Origin of the sequence: Chitinophaga fulva (assembly GCF_012927205.1) — a bacterium.
Taxonomy (GTDB): domain Bacteria; phylum Bacteroidota; class Bacteroidia; order Chitinophagales; family Chitinophagaceae; genus Chitinophaga; species Chitinophaga fulva.
The window spans coordinates 2,359,347-2,382,360 of record NZ_JABBGC010000001.1 but is presented as its reverse complement, the minus strand read 5'-3'; the positions used below and the strand labels follow the sequence as shown (position 1 = coordinate 2,382,360).

Annotated in this window: 13 protein-coding genes; 1 reads left to right on the top strand and 12 read right to left on the bottom strand. The window is 45.7% G+C overall.

The window, feature by feature from the left end; translation table 11 throughout:
• Nucleotides 1-80: 80 nt before the first annotated feature.
• Both HHL17_RS09925 and HHL17_RS09920 read right to left on the bottom strand, forming a co-directional pair.
• Nucleotides 81-569: a DUF3592 domain-containing protein gene (locus HHL17_RS09925; RefSeq protein ID WP_169224566.1), complete on the bottom strand. Its 489-nt coding sequence runs from the start codon at nt 567-569 to the stop codon at nt 81-83.
• A gap of 648 nt (nt 570-1,217) precedes the next feature.
• Nucleotides 1,218-1,439 (bottom strand): SymE family type I addiction module toxin, encoded by a 222-nt coding sequence (locus HHL17_RS09920; RefSeq protein ID WP_240975118.1) that lies wholly within the window; start codon nt 1,437-1,439, stop codon nt 1,218-1,220.
• A 151-nt stretch (nt 1,440-1,590) separates the two neighbouring features.
• Here HHL17_RS09920 and HHL17_RS09915 point away from each other — a divergent pair, with 151 nt between their 5' ends.
• Complete coding sequence (locus tag HHL17_RS09915) at nt 1,591-1,953, top strand: helix-turn-helix domain-containing protein (RefSeq protein WP_169224564.1); 363 nt, start codon at nt 1,591-1,593, stop codon at nt 1,951-1,953.
• An 82-nt stretch (nt 1,954-2,035) separates the two neighbouring features.
• Here HHL17_RS09915 and HHL17_RS09910 read toward each other — a convergent pair whose 3' ends face one another.
• From HHL17_RS09910 to HHL17_RS09865, 10 genes are all read right to left on the bottom strand, one after another.
• Nucleotides 2,036-2,500, bottom strand: coding sequence for a hypothetical protein (locus tag HHL17_RS09910; protein ID WP_169224563.1), 465 nt, complete (start codon nt 2,498-2,500; stop codon nt 2,036-2,038).
• Nucleotides 2,501-2,645: 145 nt separating this feature from the next.
• Nucleotides 2,646-3,026, bottom strand: a complete 381-nt coding sequence (locus tag HHL17_RS09905) for a hypothetical protein (protein ID WP_169224562.1) — start codon at nt 3,024-3,026, stop codon at nt 2,646-2,648.
• Between the two features lie 428 nt (nt 3,027-3,454).
• Nucleotides 3,455-3,754 (bottom strand): hypothetical protein, encoded by a 300-nt coding sequence (locus tag HHL17_RS09900; protein WP_169224561.1) that lies wholly within the window; start codon nt 3,752-3,754, stop codon nt 3,455-3,457.
• A gap of 6 nt (nt 3,755-3,760) precedes the next feature.
• A complete protein-coding gene (locus tag HHL17_RS33940; RefSeq protein ID WP_394353271.1) occupies nt 3,761-3,997 on the bottom strand; it encodes a toxin glutamine deamidase domain-containing protein in 237 nt (78 codons plus the stop codon).
• 53 nt (nt 3,998-4,050) lie between these two features.
• On the bottom strand, nt 4,051-4,824 hold the full coding sequence (locus HHL17_RS09890) for an RHS repeat-associated core domain-containing protein (RefSeq protein WP_317166570.1): 774 nt from the start codon (nt 4,822-4,824) through the stop codon (nt 4,051-4,053).
• 207 nt (nt 4,825-5,031) lie between these two features.
• Nucleotides 5,032-5,394 (bottom strand): hypothetical protein, encoded by a 363-nt coding sequence (locus HHL17_RS09885; protein WP_169224558.1) that lies wholly within the window; start codon nt 5,392-5,394, stop codon nt 5,032-5,034.
• Nucleotides 5,395-14,232 carry an RHS repeat-associated core domain-containing protein gene (locus HHL17_RS09880; RefSeq protein ID WP_169224557.1) on the bottom strand — a complete coding sequence of 2,946 codons (8,838 nt, stop codon included), beginning with the start codon at nt 14,230-14,232 and terminating at the stop codon, nt 5,395-5,397.
• 15 nt (nt 14,233-14,247) lie between these two features.
• Nucleotides 14,248-14,997: a hypothetical protein gene (locus HHL17_RS09875; protein WP_169224556.1), complete on the bottom strand. Its 750-nt coding sequence runs from the start codon at nt 14,995-14,997 to the stop codon at nt 14,248-14,250.
• Between the two features lie 4 nt (nt 14,998-15,001).
• Nucleotides 15,002-16,237, bottom strand: coding sequence for a hypothetical protein (locus HHL17_RS09870; protein ID WP_169224555.1), 1,236 nt, complete (start codon nt 16,235-16,237; stop codon nt 15,002-15,004).
• A gap of 15 nt (nt 16,238-16,252) precedes the next feature.
• Nucleotides 16,253-22,999 (bottom strand): DUF5977 domain-containing protein, encoded by a 6,747-nt coding sequence (locus HHL17_RS09865; protein ID WP_169224554.1) that lies wholly within the window; start codon nt 22,997-22,999, stop codon nt 16,253-16,255.
• Nucleotides 23,000-23,014 lie beyond the last annotated feature (15 nt).

Genomic DNA, 23,014 nt, shown 5'->3' with positions numbered 1-23,014 from the left:
ATTTCTGATCATACTTCTGTAAAGAAAATAATCAATAGCCAGCAATACAATAATACCGATGATATGCTAAAAGGATATCATCATTTCTCTACGCAATCTAAAATCCAAAATAAACTATCAGGTAGTTCCCGCCCATGAGATGAAAAATCATTTGGACGTAACAACATATCATTCTCAGAAGGGTCTTTTGAATTATATAGTACAGGCAACGACTTCCCAATAAACTCCTGGTATGACTCAGGTCGTATTCCTACTCCAGAAGCCTGATGATGGTATTTCTTCCCGTCAACATAAAATTCATAATTAAACGCTAACCTGCCTTTATAATCTGTTCCGCGTTCAACAATGACGCCTGTTGTCCAATAACCATCTTCATATAATCTATTTGCCCGCCGGTTCCCCATCCAAAAACCAAAGAAAAGAACAGCCAACACAAAAACCATCATTCCGGCTTTCTGGTAATTCTTCAGTTTGTGGATTCTCTTTAATAGCGCTTCCTGCTTTCTTTTGATTAATAATAAATTGCCAATGGAGTTACTAAAAGATGTAGTACTCCAAAGATTTGGCATCTACAAATTAAACCCCAATATGCGACAAAGCATATACTTTTATTACAATGTGAATAACTTTTTACTTTGCTACATAAACGTAGCAAATCATTCTTTTATAAAGCAATCATGATGCAGATAAAAATGGGCAGCGAAGGAATACTTTTGGAGGTACTGGTTCAGCTTTATTTGGGAGGATATACATCAGTACCACAATCTGATGCTCATAGACACGCTGATTAAGAGTCAGCTGGCGGAGAAGAAGGGATTCGAGCCCTGATAAGGAATTTGGGACGCGGGTTCGATTCCCGCCATCTCCATTGGGCAAATTTAAAAATACACCCCAGAAGGGAGTTGAACCCACATTGTATCCCGGATTGGATTCGAACCAATGACCTACTGCTTAGAAGGCAGTTGGTCTATGCTCGTTGTCGGGATGACTGGATTCGAACCTGTTTCAGTGCGAAGAAGGAGATTCGAACACCCAAACCTTCTATTACACCCTCTGATTAACAGTCAGATGCTCTTCGTCGGGACGACTAGATTCGAACTAAAAGGTTCCGAGCGGATTCGAACCTATGACCAAGTTACACGATAATAACGTTTTTTTTCGCTCAGCCCAAATAATACGGATCTATCGTTGATGATAACCAATACCAGGGCTTAGCCTTAGCGGTTTTCATTAGCACTGGCTTTTGTTATGATCAGTTTCTCCGCCTTTACAGTGATATCTATGGCGTCCCCTATCATAAAACCGACCCTTTCCATCCATAACCCGCCGATACGCAATAGCGGGACACCCCGATAACCGGAGCGGCCATCTGAATAAAGTTTTACTACCTCCTGGCAACGGCTGTGGACCTTCCCACGCCGGATTGTTTTTCGCTTCATATGCATTTTAAATTACTACATTTATGCAGCAAAATAAACTTATTTGCACCATAAAAACAAACCTATTTTTCGCAACATAACACACTCACGTATTATTCGACGTCCCGACCTCCTACAGATAAGCTATTTTTAGCAACCAAAACATGCAATTATGTCTCAAAAGAATAGCCTTGGCAACCGCATACTGGAACTACGAAGAGCAAAGAGATGGTCACAAAGCAAGCTCGCTGATAAAGTCGGTATATCATATGCCCAGATTGGACGTTATGAGACTAAAGACGCCCAACCGCCAGCTGAAGTAATTAAAAAAATTGCTGAAGCACTGGATACTTCTGTGGATTACCTGATATTTGGAAACACCGCTGACAAGGCCAGCGCAACGCTACATGACGCAGAGATTATCAGGTATTTCAAGGAGATCGAAACGCTGCCTCATGAGGATAAAGAGGCATTGCTGAGAGTGATTGCGGCGTTTATCAGGGATGCAAAAACAAAACAAACTTATACTCATTAAGCTTCTTAATATCTGAAATCGCGCCATTGACGGAATTTCAGATATTAAGAAGGTGATAAACAAACAAAATCACTTTTAAGTATTATAACACAACTAATTGATTAATACCTCCTTCATCATCCAACAACCTTATCATATTGAGACTAGGGTACACCACCAGATAATCACTAAACTGAAAAAAGTCTCTCGCAAAAGACGCTTCATACCATTTACTAAAACCAGCAAAGTCCTTAACAAGAAACTGAAACACCCATCCGTTATCATGCCCTTCATCAGTAATTAAAAATGTTAACTCCTCCATTCCGATGTCACCGAAAAAAAAACTGAAAAAGTCTTCGTTCTTCAGCTCCATTTCTTCATTTTGATATCGACACCAAGTAGGTATGATGGTCCGTTTCAAATCTTTATTATCAATTCTTTCCATTTTCTCAAAAAGGGAATTAGAATAAATCAAATCTGAATAAGTAAGAAATTTCAATTTGGTAGTCTGCAGCTCCTCAATAGCCCTCTCCCGGGATAAAACCCACCGACTATGTTCTGTATTCATCCAGCTCTTTTTTTAGTTTTATTAAACAGAGAACTCGCCTAGCTCATAAATAGGCATCCTGTTATGGTGACCTTCTGAGCGTATCCCCATTTGTCAGCCATTACAAATCATAAATATTGGTACAACTTTATTATGCAATTAATCATTAATGTTGTCTACTCAACTCTTCTATATACAATTCTGCATCATAGAAAGTTAAATCATCATTATACTTTAACTCAACTAAACATTTATCTACTGTAAAAAGTCCCAGGTCAGCATATTCAATATAATTACCAATTCCTACTGTTATATAATAATGAAGACCTCCAATAACGTTATAGTTTGCTATGTACTTAATAACATGAATGTCATCCTTTTGGCTTAAAATTAGTTCTGCACAAATACTAGTATCAATATTCGGTACAGATATACAATATTCTCTCTTACTATCCATTGTGTAGTTCATATCATTAAGATAACCAAACAAGTCTAACCTTAATTTTTCAAGAGTAAAGCTACTTTGAAGAATGTCTTGCATTTTCATTGAATACTGTTTTATTAATGATCTGGTGAATATTTTCTAAATACAACCTTTCTTTCTTTTGCCCCATTAGCTATTACATCTTCCATATTGCCATACAATCTATGATTGCCATATTTACCAGAAATTTTTAACTCATACCAGAAAAATTCCTTTTTTCCTATTAGGTTTAGTAAGCAGCTTTATCCCAGATTCTCCTTGTGCTCTTGCAAAGCCATTTTTTTAACGCATCTTCAAAAACTCCCCTCAACTCTGGATTCATTTTTCCCAGCATGCTAGTCACGGATCACATTTACACCTCTAACTGCAATAAAATTTAAAACGGGGAACTGGATGTCACTGCGGTGGAGTGAAAAATAAGAAAATCCCGATTATCAAGATAATCGGGATAATAATTTCACTTGACTGAATCAGGGTGTTAAAATTTGCGATTAGCCAGGTGAATACAACAGAGGTAATTCCCCCTTTTCAAAAAGTTCTATATAATACTCAATAGGTTCAGCCGTTGCGGTATAGTACATTTTACCATCACTTCGATTAAGAATAAATATAGTGTTCTCAATTATCATATCAGAATAATCCCCCGATACATAAAACTTTTTTGAGTTACAAAAAAATACAAAATACGTTTCTGCCTCAATCGTATATTGATCAAAAAGCATAAGCTCAGTTAATCCTTTGTCATCCAACATTCTCTGAAGGATTATTAATGCATCTCCTTTCGATAACATATTATATTAGTTTGTCCTTAGTAGTCCGAATACTTTATAATTATCCTTCAAATTAGCAACCTTTCCTGTCTGAGCGTCCAAGAATTGGATAATTCCTCTATTATTGTAAATATTAAATACATGCGCCGATCCACCTCCTCTTATGCTAATAACTATTCCCAGATCACCAGGCTTACCAACTCTGCCTTTAATTTGATCAATCGTTAGATTATAAGTAAACTTTCTTCCAAAATAATTTTCCAAAAAACTAGGGGCACGTCCTTTCTCCAAAAATAATGCAGACGCAGGAAACCCTTTTAAAAAGCATCCAGGGCAATTACACAGTTAGTACAGTTTTGACGTATGGCACTAAACTCTCTATTTCTCGCATTAATGTCCATTAGGCTCCATTTATACCCTTCTGCATTATGAACAGTTAAACGTTTACTAACTTGTTGAGTCCTTCCTGCACTACCAACTACCACAAGCACGTCAGCCAGAGCAGACTCCAATCGAGCCTCCCCACCAGCTAATGGATTAAATAACCATATAGTATTCAAACCCGCCCCTACACGCTCCTTATAATCACTAACAACTCCGTTATCAATTCCCACTGCATGGTTTTTACCATCAACGGCAGATGCATAAGCAATTTTAGCATCATTAACAGCAGCAAATAAAAGCCTGGAAAAAAATCCAACGGTATGAGTAGGCGACTTACTATCATTCCATGCCTTCCATTTGGCACCCCAGTTAGGCACTGTAGCTTTTATCGTTCCTGTACTAGGTTCACCAATACCAACTTCTCCAGCCTTTGCCTTTTGTAGTGCTGCATTACGCCTTAAAGCGCTACCAAGCTGACTCAACTCTTCCTCAGCCCCATCTCTGTCTGTCGCCTGTATAGGTGTATTCCCTGCAAACTGATAGGGTGTATACCATGGATATTCTTGTGTCAATGGATCAACAGATAAGAACTTGGCTATCCTCGGATCATACACCCGCATCCCATAATCCTGCTGATTCCCCTCTCCCTTCACCTCATTATCATTCTCCTTCCCGTTAAACCCATACCTATATACGCCGACAGAAATCTTCCTCGTACTATCCTAAAGCACCATAATCCTCTGGTAAAACTACACTCAGCATATAATAATAACTATTCATTTCGTTTTCATCTACATGGAGAATAAGCCGGCCCCGTACTGTGGCCGATATATTCTCCATGTAGATGAGCTAGACAACTAAAAAGACTTGGAACATCGCAAAAAGGCGTCAGCAAAATTTAGGATTAATATCTTTTATCTTTTTATTCTAAACTCATTTTCATCTGCAGCAATCTGACTTACAGTTTTATGTGTTCCATCGCTACTAATCAGAATCCAAGAAAATGGATCAAGTCCTTCATCACTGATAATAATATCAGTATGTAGACTCATACTAATAAAACCAGCTAATTTCGGTAGTTCAATTTCCATTTCAGTATATACATTCAGGCTGACATTAAAGTCCCCTTTAATCAATATATATTCAAGCAAAACATCCGTATCTGACACGCTATCAAACTCAATCCAATTTATTGAGATTCCATTACCAAAATAAGCAGTAAATCCATGTAAGATTGTTGATTGACTTACACAATCTTCAATTATGAGATTATACATCTAATGTGATTTATTTATTTTGTTATAAACTTCTGTTGCTTGATTTATAGTTTTTTCCTCCATTTTCATACTCTGCATTATCGTTCGAGTTCTTTCAGTATTCCCAAATTGATTCAAAAGACCTAAGGCCTTGAATGCGCCTCTATCTAATTTGTATAAGCCCTCTCCTGATATTGGATATAATGTACCGTCATGCTCACCGTATATCCTATTATTAATATGAAACTCATTTCCAACTCTTTCAGCCTTACCTGCATTTATTGCATCCACATCAACCTTAAATTCGAATGAGCCATCCGATACTGTATTCCATTCCTTCGCAAGGCTTTTTTGATTAATCTTTGAACCCAAATGTCTACCAGTTAGAGGGCTTTTATAATTAGTGCTCCCTCCCTCTCCATTTGACTCTCCTCCGGAACCATTCCCGTTGTTATTAGTCGAGTTTGAATAAACATATGTGCTAGGCACTACACTTGGTCTAGTCGCACCAATTACGTTTCTACCCGAAGGGGTGGAAAAACTAGGAGATGCGCCCGCACCTGGACCAACTATTGCTTCAGGAAGTGGTTGAGATTTGCCTACTAATGTTCCTCCATTATACCATCCTCTATACTCTTCAGGCAGTCCCAATCTCTCATATGGAGTACTGTATAATCCGAAGCTCAATAACATCGTAGAGCCATTTACTACCCCTAAGGTAGACACATAGATTTGAGCAGCAGTTTTACCAGTTGCCTTTCCAGCATTAGTTTGTGCAAACTTATCGGATGCATACTTGGTTAGAACAATGGGAGCTTTATAAGCTAGCCTAACAAATGCCATTAGCCCATCGCCAGGTCCTTCTCCATTGATATCAACAAAACGTATCGGACTATTACCTGCATATAAATAAGGAGAATAAAATGGATAAGCTGAAGTTAGCGGGTCCACACTCAAGAACTTTCCCACTCTCGGATCATACACCCTCATCCCATAATCCTGCTGATTCCCTTCCCCCTTGATTTCATTATCATTCTCCTTCCCGTTAAACCCATACCTATAACCCCTCGCAGTACCATCCGTTCCGCCACTACCGCCATCACCAGGTACACTGCCGGCATCTTTAATTACCGCTACAAACGCATCGTCGATACCACTCTCAAATCCAGGGGCAAAATCAATCCATTCGGTAGCGGCATATTCCGCAGGTGTATTATTGGAGCGACTGTCAACCGTCAGTGTAGCCGGTATCGTTACTCCGCCAGGGCCCCCGCTGGTCCATCCTCCTTCGGAGAGGTAACCGCTGCGGCCAGGCATCAGGGAGCCGAAAGGATAATAATCCTGGGCGCCGCTGATAACCGGATCATAATGATCTACCGATGTACCATCGGCTGACACCGACTTTTTACGGTCGGACACGGTAGCCAGTACGTTGCCCAGGTGGTTGCTTAATTCAAAGAGCTTTTCACCTCTCGTAAATGTAAGCATTTTGGGTATACCGATGCCATTTTTAGCGGGCAGTGTCGCCTGGGCGGTATCCACTACCACTTGCCGGGTGCTCATACCAAGCCGGCTGCTGCCGTAGAGGTGCGCTTCCCGTTGGATAAGCCGTCCTTTTCCGTTTTCGTTGTCATTGGCTGCATATACACCCATCACGTTGCCTGTTGCATCGCGGACGTACAGTGTCTGCACACCGTTTACACTTTTGCTGATACGGTTACCGGCTACGTCATAGGCGAAGTCCATAACGGTGCCGTTTGTTTTACGTATCCGTTTTATTTTTCCGTATACGTTCCAAACGATGCTGTCAATACCTGCGGCCTTGTCGGAGATAAGGTTACCGATAGCATCGTAGGCGTAGTTATGTGCGGACTGGTCATCTATATCTGAACCGTATGCCGTGTTGCTGATGGCGTCACGGATATAGTCCAGCTGGTTGGTGCCGGGCTTGTAGAAGTAGCTCAGGCTATCCATCTGCAGCGGCTTACCAGCGAAGGTATTGTTACCGTTACGCAGGTATTTTAAGATATTGCCATTACCGTCGTAGGTAACGCGTTCCTGGAAGTCAGGAATAGGCTGCGGCGCCCAGTTGTTGCTGGCGGCGTCCAGGTTGCGGTTGGCATCCATGCCGGCAATACGGTGCAATACATCGTACTGGTAAGTATAGAGCAATGGTTGTCCCAGTATAGGCAAGTGCACGCCCATGGCTGCGATGTTGCCATTGTACAGCGGACGGAAACCGGCAAAGGTATTCACACCAGCCAGTGATTTCACACCTGTTCCAATCGGCTTATAGTCGCCGTTACCATAATAATGCAGCGTAAACCCAAAGGCATCTTTGGCCACCGGCGAACCAGGCTGGGCATCATTGCCCATATCTGTAGCTCCGCCTGATCCATTGACTCCTTTCAGCCAACCCTGGAGCGTATAGGCGTAGTCGATACCCTGTACCTGCTGTTGACCGATAACGGTACGTGCCAGCGGACCATGCTTGTAGTACTGGTAGAAAGCATCGTTTTCCCAGTAAATACTGTCGTGGCTCGTCTCTACGTTAGTCAACCTGTTTTCTGCGTCATAAATATAACGATGGTACAAAGCATCCTTGTAGCCAGGTTGATAAGCCACCTGGTTTACCTTACCGCTCAACAGGTCATAGTCATAAATCACCTTTTTGAAGCGGTTCATGCTATCGGCCATGGTACCGCGTTTGTAATCCTGCACCAGCGTGTCTACGTTACCGTGAATATCATAACTGTAGAAGGTGGCTGCAATATAACGGGCAGCTACGGTATCGGCTATATTATCGTATACCATGCTGTAAGACACACGGTTGCGCACATTATTACTGCTCAATACCGGCGCTATCAGGTTATTAGGCTGATCATATACCGTGCGGGTGATCTGTCTGCGGGAAGAACCGGCGTTGGCCACCCATTGTACCAGCCGGCTTGGGCTGCGGCCCAGCTCCGGTGTCATGGCCTCACTGTTCGACAACTCACCGACTTCGGTCACCCTTCCCAGCTCGTCGTATAACGTATAGCTGTACTGGTTAGGCACCTGTCTCGCATTCTGGGAAACAGCCAGCCTTCCCAGGCGGTCGTACCAGAAGCGGCTCACCCCTCCGTCAGGAGACTGCTGCGCAATAACCTGGTTGAGTGAATTATAACGGTAGTTGGTAGCCAGGGTATGCGCGGGTACCAGTGTTTGACCACCGGCGCGGGCTGCGCTTACCCGGTTCAGCCAATTCACCGTGGTGTCTATCAGGACACCCTGCGGAGGAATCGTTTTTAAGAGATTGCCTGCCTGATCGTAATAATAGAGGGTATAGTGATATTCTGATACATCATGGGTTACGGTAAACTGCTCCTTGTTGAAAGCGTCCCGCAAAGAAGACAGGTACTGCTGCTCAAAATTGTTGCTGATAGAATCCCGGTACTGGCGGTATAATTCAATAGACTTACTTTTTACAAAGAAAACATTGTCAGAACAGCCGTTGACGTCATTGGGGCTACCGGGTGCTGTTCCAGGGCCATTGCCACCTATAACGACCGGACACAGGTACGGCCCGTTATAGATCTTCGTACAGGTGCGAATAGTACCACAACCTACCTGGTTGGTGACAGGCGTTGCGTCAGTAATGGTAAACAGGAACGGCTTGTTAATATCAGTCAGGAGGTTGTTTACGTGCAGCGGATATTCATTCGTCACCGTATATGAGATCGGTGAGCTGGTAACACTATACGTATTGTCCGAACATCCTGCACGGCCCTGGTTATCCAGTTCCAGTACTCCTGGATGATTATCGAGGTGGATGGCAGCGGCAAAATAACCATTGCTCGACATCCGGGCGAAGGAAGACAGGTTACCTGTCATCGGCACCACAGCCCCTACAGTATTGGTAGGTGCTACTTTATAAACCACCCTATTAGCCCAGGATACATCGTTGTTAACATTTAATTTAAAGAAAGAGTAACCATCCGGCGTATTATACACCGGGGACACAATCATCCCCCAATCGGTAGTTTGAGCAACAACCATACGGTCAATACCTGCCGTTCCGGATAAAATACGGCTTGAACTACGGACTGACCGGTTTTTATTAATGTCCAATATTACCAGCTGACTATTACTATTGCTCCAGCTGGTGGATTCGACCAGTGCCAGCCTGTAACCAAAATCCATTTTAAATAAGTCACCGATATCGTTTTTAGTTGTACCATTCTCATACAGGTCCCTGCTGATAATGGCACCGGTGGACCGGTTCAGCTTCACCAATGCTGTGCCGTAAAAATTGCTGGCATTATTGGTTAACCCCAGCAATACAAGTGTATCCTGGTCCTGCTCCACACGATAGCCCATATCACCGATCCCGTTTCTTCCTATATTCTTGATCCAGCGGGTGACATCGCCACTACCGCTGATGACACCCACCAGGAACTTGGATTTTTCGGCTGTCAGGTTATAGCAACCGGCAAAAGCAATATCCCCGTTGCTCAGCTCTGTCACATCCCTGATATCTTCCCCATAAACTGTGCCCGCATCTATCGCCCTTGTCCATTGTTGTACGCCGGAACTGTTGATTTTCGTTATGATCCCCACCTGGCCACTGATCACGCCACCGCTCTTGGTGGACCTACCACTTAATAAATAGCCCCCGTCATTTGTGCGTTTTATCCTGGAAAAATGTTCGCTTCCATTGCTGCTGTAAACTTTAGCCCACACCACATTGGCATTCGCATCCACCTTCATCACACAGGCTTCCTCATTAGCGCCGGAACTGGTATTTCTGACCACAGACCCCGCCATAATAAATCCATAATCACTTGTCTGTTTCATGTCTTTTACGATCATGTCTTTCGCCAGGTTAGGCATGACCGTATAAGTAGGAATAACACCCACACCAGAACCCGTACAAACGCTGTCTGAAGTATAACTACCGGCCACACAGCTGTCTTTGAACGCCAGGTAATCAGCCGCCGTACGGTTCAGTCCAAGCCTGTAGTTCATGTAATTTTCAAACAGGAGGTTGAATTGTACTTCGTTTTCAGTAGCAGGTTGCACTTTTGGTGTCATTGACGGGTAGTTCGTCACATAACTGTTGTAAGCAGCATTAAAATCCACACAGGTCACACATACTCCGCCAGTGTTGCATTGCAGCAATGGCGGCAGCTCTATCATATTTGTAAAGAAATGGCCAGCGAACTGTCCGTTGCAGGCATCCCTCAAAGTAGCCAGTTCACTCTCACTCATATTTACCTTCCGGGTACGCAGCAGATAAGCGGAAAAACTGCCGTCTCCTGCTGGTATGCCAAAGCTTTCATATTCTTTGTATAAAGCATTGATCCGGGTGCATTCACAATCGGAAGGTTTAGAGAAGATCGGTTTGCCACCAGCCGCCTGCTTTTTCTCATAAGGAGCCGGGATGGTCACCAGCATACCATTACAATTCTCCGATTGATTTATATAATTATTCCTGTTATAATCATTGATCACATCCTCAAAGCTCCGGAGCGTGGCTCCACTGGAAGGTTTCACAGAGCTCGCCCCCATGGGGTGGTCACTGTCTGATCCCTGCATACACACTTCCAGCAGCGCATCGGTAATTTTCGTTAATGCTGCCGGGCTATAGTAGGTACATTTGCTTAACTGACTGAGCCAGGTTTTTACATAGACCTTACAGTTTTCCTTGTATTGCTCCTGGCGATATGCATCTGACTTGGTACGGGTGGCTTCTTCGCTGCCGCTGTTGGTTATCAGGTCGCCATAGGCCTTGTTCATGGCACCCATATCATTGATGAAATTGGGATTTCTTCCTTCCTGGATCAATTGAACATCGGTAGGACAGCTGGGACAAGCAGCACGTAACTGGTTATAAATTACTCTCTGCTTAAGAACGATATACAGCTCGCGGAACATCCGCCACATCATATTTTTGTCGCCCGTGCTAATAGAACTGGCTGCGTACATCGCATTCGATGTGTATGACCGGTTAACCCGGCAGGCATTATCTTTCGCATCACAAACCGTTGAAATAGCTGCCAACGACCATAAGGAGAGGTCGTCTTTATAATTCGCCAGGCCATTTTGCAGTTCGGCCTTCAATGCACCATTATCGTAAATGGCCAACGCATCTATTCCCCATGTCTCAGCAGGAAAAGGCAAATTAGCCTGGTCTCCCGTTGGGTTGAGGTAACCAGTCTCCCTTGCTTTATCATAGGAATCTATTGCCTTTACCTTAGCGTCCCAGTCCATGCTCGCCTTAAACGTTTCATACTTCACCAGCATGCCGTATTCCGGGTGGAAAGACAGCAGATTTTCCGCCCACGAAGCCTGGAAATACTCCGCGAATTGGGCAGGCCGCAGCTGCTGTGGCCTTACATTCAAACCGGAAATCGGGTCGTATACCAGTGACGGTTGTCCATTAGCATCCAGGTAATCGGTAGTCACCCGGGCATAAAACGCCTGCGTATTCGCGTCTGAATAAAAAATTGACCTCGGATCACGCATTTTGGCGGGGTCTGCATACTGGCCGGACGGTACCGTCATATCCAGCAACAGTGCCTTTTTCATGTCATCATAAAGATTGGAAGTCTGGCACAGCGCCTTACAGTCTTCCAACGCCTTATCATAGGCCATTTGAATTTCCTTCCGGTGAGTAACAGAATCGGTAGGAGCATTCCAGTCCATCTGCGACAACATCATATCCCTGAAATCAGGATAAGACCTCAAACGCGCCATACAAGCAGAACAACTCGGCTTACAACCCAAATTGGGCGTGGCTGCCTGCTGCTCTTGTTCAAATTCACTCAGACTTTTACATACCGTCTGTGGCAGATGTTTCTCCTTATAATAATCCAGTCCTTCCTTACTGATACGGAGCGACTTGGTGACTTCATAAGATCCTTTATCAAGCATCAGGTCAAAGCTCACCTCAACCGGGCCTGGGGTAATACCGTTCTCAACGATCTGCCCGGCATTGTAGTTACGCAACACTTTCACATATGGCTCCCTGTTGGGCAACAACTGGTTGTTCTCATTGTCTGTGATACGGATTTCCAGCTCATACAACCCGATATAACTTAAAGGAGTGCCTGCGCAGGAATTGACCGTTACTACCGGCGGCGTAAAGGAATAACGAAAGGAATAATTCCCTTTCGTTTCCACCTGCTGGGTTTTGTGCGATACGGCCACGAGGTCCTGTACCATGTTCTTTCCGGCGGTGGACAGGCTGTCTGTAACGGTAACCGTGTTTTTACTGTCGAGATCTTTCAAGCCGGTATTCTCAGGGCTTCCGGACAACGCAGTAGCGACTGTCCGGCCGTGCATATCGAGATAGCTTACACTGTACTGGCCATTGGCATCACGTACTGTATTCCTGAAATAGTGTTTCTCATCACCTGCTTCAGTACCGAAAATAACGTCCAGTTGTTTCTGAGCGGCACCGGCATAAGAATAGATGGTTTCATGCCCGGAAGCGATCTGGTACTCCGGTCCCACGCCGCCCTGTTTGGCGATCCTGCCGGTATTATCTGGCGTATAAACAGTTTCTGTCAATGGATAACCTCCTGCCGCGGGGGTGTACCGGTTAATGCCATTGTCTTTTTCCGGGTTCATGGATGAATAGTATCTACCGGTACCACCGAAAAAGGAATCCAGCGGAGCAGCATGGGCAGTACGGTAATCCAGCGGAGTGGCCAGGTAATCGTACTGGTCTTTGGCATACTCCTGTCCACTGGCTGCCACGTTAAAACTACGGCTATACTGGATAATGTTGCTAAGCGTAGGTGAAGGTAATACCTGCACCGCCGGGCGTCCCTGCTGATCATAGTAAGTCTCACCAACGATGGTACGCTGGGTGATATTATCTTTGGTAACAGTCTGCCGGTTACGCAGCGATCCGTCAAAATATTGCACAACAGCCTTCCTCTTACCATCTTCTGCATAGGTAACATCTGACTGCCAGTTTAACTTCTGCTGGTGCCCTTTGAAGTCGTACGATAATGCCGAAACACCACTTACCTCGGTGTTCCAGATAGTATACAACCGCGCTTTTTTGTTTTGTTGCTGTACCGCGCGGACACGTACAAATAAAGAACCGGCATTGTCATACAGCAACGGTATGTTGTAGCTGTTTCCTCTGACACTCACGCGGGTGGCGTTATTCGCAAAGATCAGCGCAGGTTGGCTTTGATACTTTGATAACACAGAGTAGTCAACATAAGCCCATTCCAGGTCATACATATCTGCCCCGGTCACCGCATTCCAGGTGACCAGGATCTCGTCAGTATCATCCGTATTAGGCGGATTGTTATGTTGCAGGTTTTTCACCGCATCGGCCGTCCTGTCCAGTTTGTATACCGGCAGAATATTCATCTCGTTTTCCAACACCAGTGCCTTGATAGCATTGGGTTTGGACACCTGTATATCGACGATTCTGGCAACCACATTTTGTGCGTTATTAAACACAAAGGAGGCACGGGGATTATGTACACGGCTGGTATCACTGTAGATTTTCAGTAAAGTAGACGTTGAGTCCTGGCGTGGATTACCACTGCCATCCAGGTAGGTATAAGTCAGCATTACGGTAACGCTGGCGTCATAGGCATCCGGCAGGTAGGTCTTATTATATTCATCAATCTTAAAAGTGATCACATTTCTGATCTGATAAGGCAGTACCAGCTTATTTCTGTCGGTATTAAAATAAATGCTGTCCTGCACCTGGAGCGTGGCATTCGCAACCAGTTCATTTTTGCTTCCTTCCAGAACACGTTTTACAGTAACGCTGTTCTGCGCCCGACCGGTTACACACAGCAACAGGAAGAAGGTCAGGATAAATAAAACAGGATATCTTTTCAACATAGGTATTGCATTACGCTATTGAAGCTGGGGTGAACCGGAAAAAACCTGGTAACCGGCATAGGCTGCCGAAGGGATAAGGCTTTTGTCCGTTTTATGGAAAAATCTTTTTTCGTCGAAAATGTTGGCTATTGCTCCGGGCTTCAGGGACTGGTAGTCAGATAAACGTATGCTCATGAGCGCATATTCCTCGTACCCTTCGCCAGGCTCCGCTCCGTTCATCATCAGTGATGTGCGCATCACCATGTTCACAGTCATCACTCTCATCTTAACAGTATCTGCCACTACTTCAACCCACTTATAGGATACATTGGGATGAAAAAGGAAACGGACCGTTTTCGTACTCCCTTTGCTGTTAATAGTACATCCGGCCAGCAAGCTGTCTTTCAACATTTCCTTCAGATTATAGAACGGCCGTGCGCTTTGTGTAGCAGCAGTTGCGTTGGTGATGTAAATAAGCGAATCATCATTAAACACCGCTATATCATAACGGTCGTTATGCAACATCTCCGTGTTCCCGATAAACTGGAAATAACGACTGCTGTCCACCGTCATCATACCCTTCTTTGAATCCAGCAGTACAGCGGGAGTAGACTCATTGCTGTACCGGTATTCCACCTGGCAATTATAGGGTGTGGCCATCGTTGCGGCCTGTATTTTATGCATCAGGGCAACAGCTTTTTGTAACTGCTGGTCCAGAGCAGGCGATTGTGCATTAGAAATGGTACTATACCATAATGCTATAAACAGGACGATCAGTCTTCTCATATCTTTATTCTTTTGCCAGCGAGCTTCTGGATTCTTTAATGGTCATTACACCTCTTTCTGTTTCTTTCTTCAACCGGATGAGTGTTCCATCATCGTCATACTCATAAAAGGAAGCGTAGTTATTTTCATCCAGTTCAGCCATCAGCCGCAGTGACACCGGGTCGTAGACAAATGATTTCATATTGGCGTTGAAAGGGTGCACCCGTACGTCATCAAAAAACACCGCCGTATTACCGGTAGATTTAAGGATGACCGACAACGTAGTGGCATTCGCCGGCACATCGATGACCATCTCATAACGTTGCCATCCGTCGATAAGATAGCCTACAGGTCTTATGTGATAGACTTTATCTCCTGTCTGCACCTCCACTCCTGCATTGCTGTAGGTAATACAATTACAGGGAGTTTCTTCCTTTGCCCAGGCCGATACCAACAGCCGTGTGCCCTGTAATGGAGAGAAACCAGGCAACAACGCAGCCTCACCGGCCCGGATGCTTTCCAGTATCTGCCCCGGATAACGGCAGGCAGCATCTTTACGGTTGACCGTCAGCGCGAAATCCTGGTTATCGGTTGACACCACCATAGCGCTGACGCCCTTGTCCTTACCACTTTCCACGCGCAGGGAATAACGCCCGGTATGGGCATTGCCTTGTACCATTGCATCTTTATGGCCGGAAAAATCGAACGTACGGTTGCCGGAGCAGACAACATCACAGGAGTTGCCATAGCTGTAATCCTCGAAGCCTTCCGCGAAAGACTCACGGTAACGGCTGTTCTGCACTACCGCTACCGGCAGGGCATTGTCATACCCGTATATACCGGCATTGTATCTTCCCAGCGGATCATGGTTTTCCAGTTCAAATCCTTTGGCATTAAAAAGCGTGCTTTCCGCATTCCACACCCATTTGTTGGTATCCTGCGATGGTTTCCAGGCACCGGCCATATTATTCCAGAAAGCGATAAAGGAAGGGATGGTGCCATTGTTACGTATGTCTGTGGCGGCCGCCGGATCTTCCTCCGCGCGGCTGCCATAATAGACATAGGACCTTGCCGGGCGCCAATTGCCGGCGATGCCATAGGTATAGGGATTCACACTTACTTCAGTAACACCGCTGAAGCATCCGCCGGAGGTATCAGGCTTCAGGGCGCCGGCAGCTATAATGCTGCCAGCACTGCTGGCGGTCATGGATAATAACAACGCCAGTGGTGAAAAGAAAAGGGTTTTATATAATGAATTCATGATAACAGACATTAATTATTTAACAATAATGAATCCGGGCACAGAGCTTAGCTGATACTTATAGGTCGTGATATAATGCTCCTCTGGTACCTGCTCCTCCGGAGGAAGACGAGGATCATTATCGTTGGAAAACTTCCTGACATCCATGACGTGATTTACCACTACCTTCTGCAGTAGTAACTGAGAAGTACCATTACAGATGACCTTGACAGGATCCGAAGTATTCTCGTTGTTCCAGGAACCGGGGCTATGGTCGTTAATATATCGTGAAAGGGTAGTGATATTGTAATACACCTCCTGGTTTTGAACCGCCAACGGAACAGTACAGGCTGCATCCTTATAGAAAGACACCCTTATATCCGAATAATCATATTCATGATTATCTGTGGGAGTGGTTGACAATTCCCGTATCGGGTTTTCAGATGTCATTTTCACATAAAATGTCTCACAGGTGCCATGGGCATTCGCATACGCCTGACCGTTCGCTTCTAGGTAGTCCCGCGCTTCTTTGTTGGCCTCCTCACAGGTCACACGATGGAATGTACTTGCCGGAACAGTGAAGGTTACCGCAGAACCCAGACCACCCGGACAGTCATTTTTATAGAACACCTTCGATATCTCGTCATTCTCGCAGTGGCACACTGCCTTTTCGTTAGCCTCCCGCTGGCCATTGGCGGCAATGTCATCCAATGCAGCCTGTTTCGCTTCTTCGCAGGTGGCACGGACATATTTACCCGCTGGTACAACATATCTGTAAGGTATCGGCATTGTACATACCTGACTATAGAAACCCGCTCCCATTTCCGGATTCGCGCACCCGCAACCACCTTTCTGGTTAGCTTCCAGCTGGCCATTGATATCGATACTGTCCAAAACGGCTTGCAATGCTTCCTCACAAGTGGCCCGCAGATATTTACCGGCAGGAACGGTATAGGTGTACGGCATCGGTACCGCATCTACACAATCCTGTTTATAAAACACTTTAGACCTGGCGGGACTCAGACAGCCGCAGCGCTTATGCTGCTCTGCAAAAGCAGGTCCGTTGGTGGTCAGATCGTTCTCCGCTTTCAAATTGGCTTCCTGCCTGGTGCTTCCGGTATACTTGCCGAAAGGTACCGTATACAAAACCAATGTATCCACGGCCTGTCCCGGGCAAACAACTTTGAAATACCGCGATACCATATCATTCTCATATATCGGAGGCACCTTCACCGGCAGTTTTTTGTCCTGCACTTTCCAGAGCTGTTTGTATTCTACCGCACTGGCATTGATGATTCTCTTGCCTGCATTAATATCAAACGTATAGGCGTCCCCGCTGCCTGTCAACGGGTTTGACATCATCGTCACTTCACCGGCGGCGGCAAACATATTCTTGCGCCCGGAACGGATGATCTTAATAGTAGCATCTTCTCCATTGAAAGGCTTTCCTTCTTTGGTCATAAAATAAATGTCCGGCTGGCCTCCGGCGGTAATATTGGCATCCACCGCCCAAATGCGGTTAACACCAGGGAACATGGCTATCCATGGATCACACTCAGGACCGCCAACACCACTTTTGGCATATACCAGTATTTCGTCTCCCGGATAGAAATAATCATTCAGGGAATTACCAGCAGGGAAACCTTTTATAATACGGCCATTTAAAAAGGTAAGACCATTCAGTGTCAGCTGGATATTTTTATACGCGCCGCTCATGCCATCATACATCCATCCGCTGGGATAGGTAAAATGATACATCGGATCGTTGTATTCATTCTGTACACTGGTCAGCAACACATCTCCTGTTTCTTCATCATACAGGAGATTACGGGTAGACACCCCGCTGCCTTTGTCTACCGCCACCATGCTGTCCAGGATACCGTGACGGTTGATCACTTTCGTCATGGCCACAGAGCGGTACAGGTTTTCTTCCCGCTGCGCCAGCATGATCAGGCTGGGGATGATCATCACAGGCGGAATACCGAAAGAAAACAGGTCTGTATTCAGGTTAGGATTACTGGCGTTGGTTACGGAACGTTCCTGGCGCATGTCTGTCATCAGCTCAATATCTTTCCCGATCACTGCGGCGGCATTTACTACGCCGCGGTTATTCAGCGTCAGCACCGTGTTGTCCAGGCGCGTTACACCATCCTTCTTCGTTGTTTTATAGTAATAAGCAGTACTGGTGACAGGGTTATAAGGGTCCGTTTCTGCATACACGGCTTCGGAACGGGGCTTTCCGTTCATATCGTTCAGCTCCACCCGGAAGCCTTGTGATACAGCCAGGAAATGGCGTGCATTGATCTTCAGGAAATTATCAATAGAAGGCTTGTAACGTTTCTTTGTATCTCCGTCGATCATTGTCCGATCTGTCAGTGTCGGATAATCGTAAGTGGTATAAAAACAACTTTCCGTCAGGCCATTAGCAGATCTTGTATTTTTCTTATTGATAGACAATACCCGTACTTTACTGTAGCCCACCATAGGAGCCGGGAAAAATGATTCCCCGAAAGGTTCTTCTGCGTAACCCATGGTCACAGGCGCCATTGCCGCCACCTGACCGGTGTAATACACTGGCTGGCGGAACGGGTTTTCCTCGCCGCCTAAAACAGGCTCATATGCAGCTACCCCGCTGCTGATCTGTACCGTATCTCCATTAATCACGGTGGAAGTAGTGTACTGGTATTCCTGTCCGTATTGAGACTCTGCCTGGTGCGTCATTTTATTCCAGTTGTCATAAGTCACAATACGTTTTACACGCAAACCGCCGCCATATTTTTTGAAAGTGGGGCTATTTAGCCTGACAAATGACTTGCTCAGGTCTACGTCCCTTGCCCAACCGCGCCTCCGGCTGTTTTCATCAAATGAGTTCATCGTATTTTTGACATTGTCCACCATGCTGCCCAATACTTTTATCACGTTCGCCACATTCACATCATCTCCGATATCTGAACCCGGGTACGCTTTGGATGGCAGGTTAAGGCGCAGGAACTGCAGCGCTGCTTTTGCCAACGGGCTGTATGGGCCTCCCGGCTCAGCTTTTTTATTGATAGTGGCCAGCTTCAGCCAGATAATATCACTACCGTTCACAGAACCGTAATAAGGGCCGTGGTCCTTGTCCAGCTTTGCATAGCAGGGAACAAACTCATTGCCTTGTCCATATTGGTCTCCCGGCATTTTTACATTCAACCGGAAACTGAGGTCCTCAATACCTTCCAGGTAGCGTTTATACAGTTCCTCCAAGGTTCCCACCTGCTTCGGCACTTTCACCGATACATAGATATTGTCACCCTCGCCGCTGTATAAGGCATTGGTAAGATAACCGGTATGAAGAGGTTCCGTCAGGGAAAAACCAACAATGTTCATAAACTGCATGGCCCGCCTGTTTTGCACGTAGGCGTAATCGTCACTTTCATAGGTGACTTTCGTTTTGGCGCCGGAAGGCATCACTATTTCATCCATTGTCCAGGCCGCAACGTTACGCGCTGCCAGTGTACTGTCCTGTATAACATAAGGATAGTCGGCGTTGGACAAACCGCCCGGGTTGTCCGCAGAATTTTTGTAGTTGCCCCAACGGTCATATTGTTGCGTAGCGTATGCAGGATTATGTGTGTTGTAACGGAACACGTAAGGGTTTTTGCGTCCTTTGGTATTACCATTGTAGGAGAACCATATACTGTCCAGGGTAAGTTTACCAAAATACTCTGAGCCGTCTGCTTCCCTGCATAAATTATAACTATAGGAAAAATGCGCCGTCTTCACCGGTATCGCAGCTGTTCCTTTTGCAAACTCCGCTTTAGTATAGAGATCTATTTGTTTGAGCCTTTTTGCCACACCGGAGGAACGGACACCTGCAGCTGAAAGCTGTGTCAGGTCCTGGCGGTCTTCCAATGTAAAAACAGCGATCATATTTTTCGACTCTACGGAATTCAGGTACCACAATTCTTTTTTGCCGGCCACATAACTTCCCTTGTCATCACGGGAATCCGTTTTGAGTCCTTCCTGGTAAGAAGCCTTGTCGCTGTTGGGCGTACGCCACAGTTGCGGGTTATTGATGCCCGCTACTTTCGTGTAGTTGAACTTCACTGCCGTGCCGGCATCATCATCGGAGATGCCGTTGCCCGTGGCATCTACATAATCCGGGGACAGGATACCTGTCAGCAGGAAGCTATGCGCATATGCAGGCACTGTTTCCTTACTGAAATAATTATCGCTGCCGCTCTTATTATTTTTAGAGTTCTCTGTATCAGAATAACTGGTCAGGCCCGTAGCCGGATTTCCCTTGTTTGACTCAACGGCAAAAGATGCCTCCTCCTGTCCGAGGTTATATACCGGTATACCATATACGTAACGGCGTCCGTCGTTATTGAGCACCGATATTTCAGAAATATGGTGTGGCTTACGGTAAGCATTCACACGCTGTTCCCTGACAACACCATTGTCCAGCTTCACACTGTCCTGGGGAGAAGACGCCACGAGGCAGGATTTAGGAATATTGCCCCAATCGGTCATATTACCATATTTCCATAGCAGGATCATCCTCGATTCAGACTCCTCGTTATTATAGTCGATCCTGATGTTATAAAGCCGGCCCCCCTGGAGGTAAATAGACGTCTCTTTATCCCCTCCGTTATTGTTCCCGGCACTCAGCACCGGAACACCCTCTATGGATATATGGCAATCCTCATCAATCATTGCCCTGAAATCATATTTGCCGTCCACCGGTGCCCGTAAACGGCCGGTCCAGGTAGTCCAGAAGTAGTCATAGCCAAATGGACTGTAAGGCCAACTATTGGGGTAATTATCAATATTCATAAAACTGAGCATGGTATCCACGCGTTGAAACGTCTGTTCTCCCCAATCCATTATTCTATGAAAATCTCCATTCAGTCCATAAACCTGTTCAGGAAATTCGTCCGGTATTACTTTGTCATCACAAGTATTCAATACAGCCTGGTTATAACCATAACTGTCAATATATTTTGAAAGGCCTGCTTCACCTGCTTCCTTAGCAGTCAGGTAACTGATCACCTGTGTACGTTTTTCCCGCTCCTGCTTTTTCACTATTCCCGCAGGCAGGGTAATGTCCGATACATTCCGTTTATTGGCATACCGCATCAGCTTATTGGTAGTAGTAATAACAGGTGAGCTTTTATCCGGCTGGAACAAGCGGGCCGTCACCAGGTCATCGCCGCCGATGGCGTCCATAAATGCTTTGTCATTCAATGTTTTTTCACCTGGATTACGGAAATAAGCAGCCTCGTATTTTTTATCGGAACGGGTAAAAGCCAGGCTGGACGCCAGCGGATTACTGGAATTCCACATACCGGTTTCGGTATAACTACGAGTAAATGTCAGATCAATACCAGCATGCACGATATCACCATATGCGGCATCCAGGCTGTAACGGTCCGATTTATCTCTTGTGGTCACCAGCGGGTCCCGCATATATCCCAGGTCATTCCGGTAAGCGCGGAACATACCGCCACTGCCTTCTCCCGAAATGGAGAAAACATCATAGGTGTAAGAAGGCACCGCGATATTGGGCACCGGGGGAAACTCCCGGTAAGGTATATCACGTTCCCTGTTAAAATCCAGCAAACTACCACTGGCACCAACACCATTCTGGTAATTGAGATAACCGTATGCAGGAAAGGTCCTTACCTTGTCACTCTCATCAATATACTGAAGGGTTTCATAGCCACCCAGGTTAAACGAAGTATTCACTACTTTGACCGTTACACCGAAACGGGTGTTCACGGTAAAAATACGGTTGGTGAAAGGGATAGCTGTACTGGGCGTGAAACCGGGATAGGCAAAGGAGATGTCTGTTGAAAAAGTACTACCGGCGGACTCCTTCCCTTTTTTGGCTTTGCTGCTCTTTACGTATTGATTCAAGCCGGCACTAAACTGTAATGCCTTCATGCCTGAGCGGGAGTTATATGCCCCTCCAATGCTGAATACGCCACCGAAAGCACCTTTATCAGTAACTTCTTCCTTCTCAGGTGTTGAGTAAGACAACGAAGGCGAAACGGTCAGCCCTTCCTGTGAGTTATTAGGCAAAGACAACCCCGCCGTAAATTTACCCATTGCCTGGGTGCTTGCATTCAGGGACACATTGAGGCCGTATTCGAGCCCCCAGCCTTTGTAACTGTTATGAAAGACGCCCAGCTGCATGCCGCCACCACCTTTTAACAGGCTCGGAAACCCAACGACTTCCACGTTCACACCGGTAGTTACACCAACTGTTTTATTGTCTTTAACATTGATTTCCTTCTTAATGACATCCTCTCCGTTAAAGTCATCCGGCAGCCCACGCATGTTACGATTAACGCTACCAGGATTTAATGTCCAGCCCAGGCCCACCCAGCTGGCTTCTTCATCCATGGAAACGCCGCTGTTATATCCTATTGTCAGTGGATAACCATCTACATCCATCAGTGGCAACGTATAGGAAAAATCGCCGGTAAAGAGGTTCACCATATTTGCATTACCAACTGAATGGAAGCCCTGGGTCTCGGGTTGTGTAGGCCCGCCGAAATCTGCGGCAAACATTTTCTTTCCTGATGGGGCAAGTGCAGCAGGTGACGGCGTGGCGGCTGCCACCGGTAATACGGGCGAAACAGCAGCCGGCATCTTTGCCTCCTTCACCGTCCGGTAGGGCATCCTGGCCGGTCTCGTTCCTCCAAATGCATAGGCGGGCAGTATCGCTTCTACATACATCAGTGAAAGCAACGCAATGGAAGTCACTTTCCTGGTTTTACCCAACAATCGCAATATCATGTTCGAAAAATATTT

What these genes read in the sequence shown, in the direction of transcription:
- HHL17_RS09925 (WP_169224566.1), bottom strand. Translation starts at nt 569, where the DNA reads ATGCCAAATCTTTGGAGTACTACATCTTTTAGTAACTCCATTGGCAAT.
- HHL17_RS09920 (WP_240975118.1), bottom strand. Translation starts at nt 1,439, where the DNA reads ATGAAGCGAAAAACAATCCGGCGTGGGAAGGTCCACAGCCGTTGCCAG.
- HHL17_RS09915 (WP_169224564.1), top strand. Translation starts at nt 1,591, where the DNA reads ATGTCTCAAAAGAATAGCCTTGGCAACCGCATACTGGAACTACGAAGA.
- HHL17_RS09910 (WP_169224563.1), bottom strand. Translation starts at nt 2,500, where the DNA reads ATGAATACAGAACATAGTCGGTGGGTTTTATCCCGGGAGAGGGCTATT.
- HHL17_RS09905 (WP_169224562.1), bottom strand. Translation starts at nt 3,026, where the DNA reads ATGAAAATGCAAGACATTCTTCAAAGTAGCTTTACTCTTGAAAAATTA.
- HHL17_RS09900 (WP_169224561.1), bottom strand. Translation starts at nt 3,754, where the DNA reads ATGTTATCGAAAGGAGATGCATTAATAATCCTTCAGAGAATGTTGGAT.
- HHL17_RS09885 (WP_169224558.1), bottom strand. Translation starts at nt 5,394, where the DNA reads ATGTATAATCTCATAATTGAAGATTGTGTAAGTCAATCAACAATCTTA.
- HHL17_RS09880 (WP_169224557.1), bottom strand. Translation starts at nt 14,232, where the DNA reads ATGTTGAAAAGATATCCTGTTTTATTTATCCTGACCTTCTTCCTGTTG.
- HHL17_RS09875 (WP_169224556.1), bottom strand. Translation starts at nt 14,997, where the DNA reads ATGAGAAGACTGATCGTCCTGTTTATAGCATTATGGTATAGTACCATT.
- HHL17_RS09870 (WP_169224555.1), bottom strand. Translation starts at nt 16,237, where the DNA reads ATGAATTCATTATATAAAACCCTTTTCTTTTCACCACTGGCGTTGTTA.
- HHL17_RS09865 (WP_169224554.1), bottom strand. Translation starts at nt 22,999, where the DNA reads ATGATATTGCGATTGTTGGGTAAAACCAGGAAAGTGACTTCCATTGCG.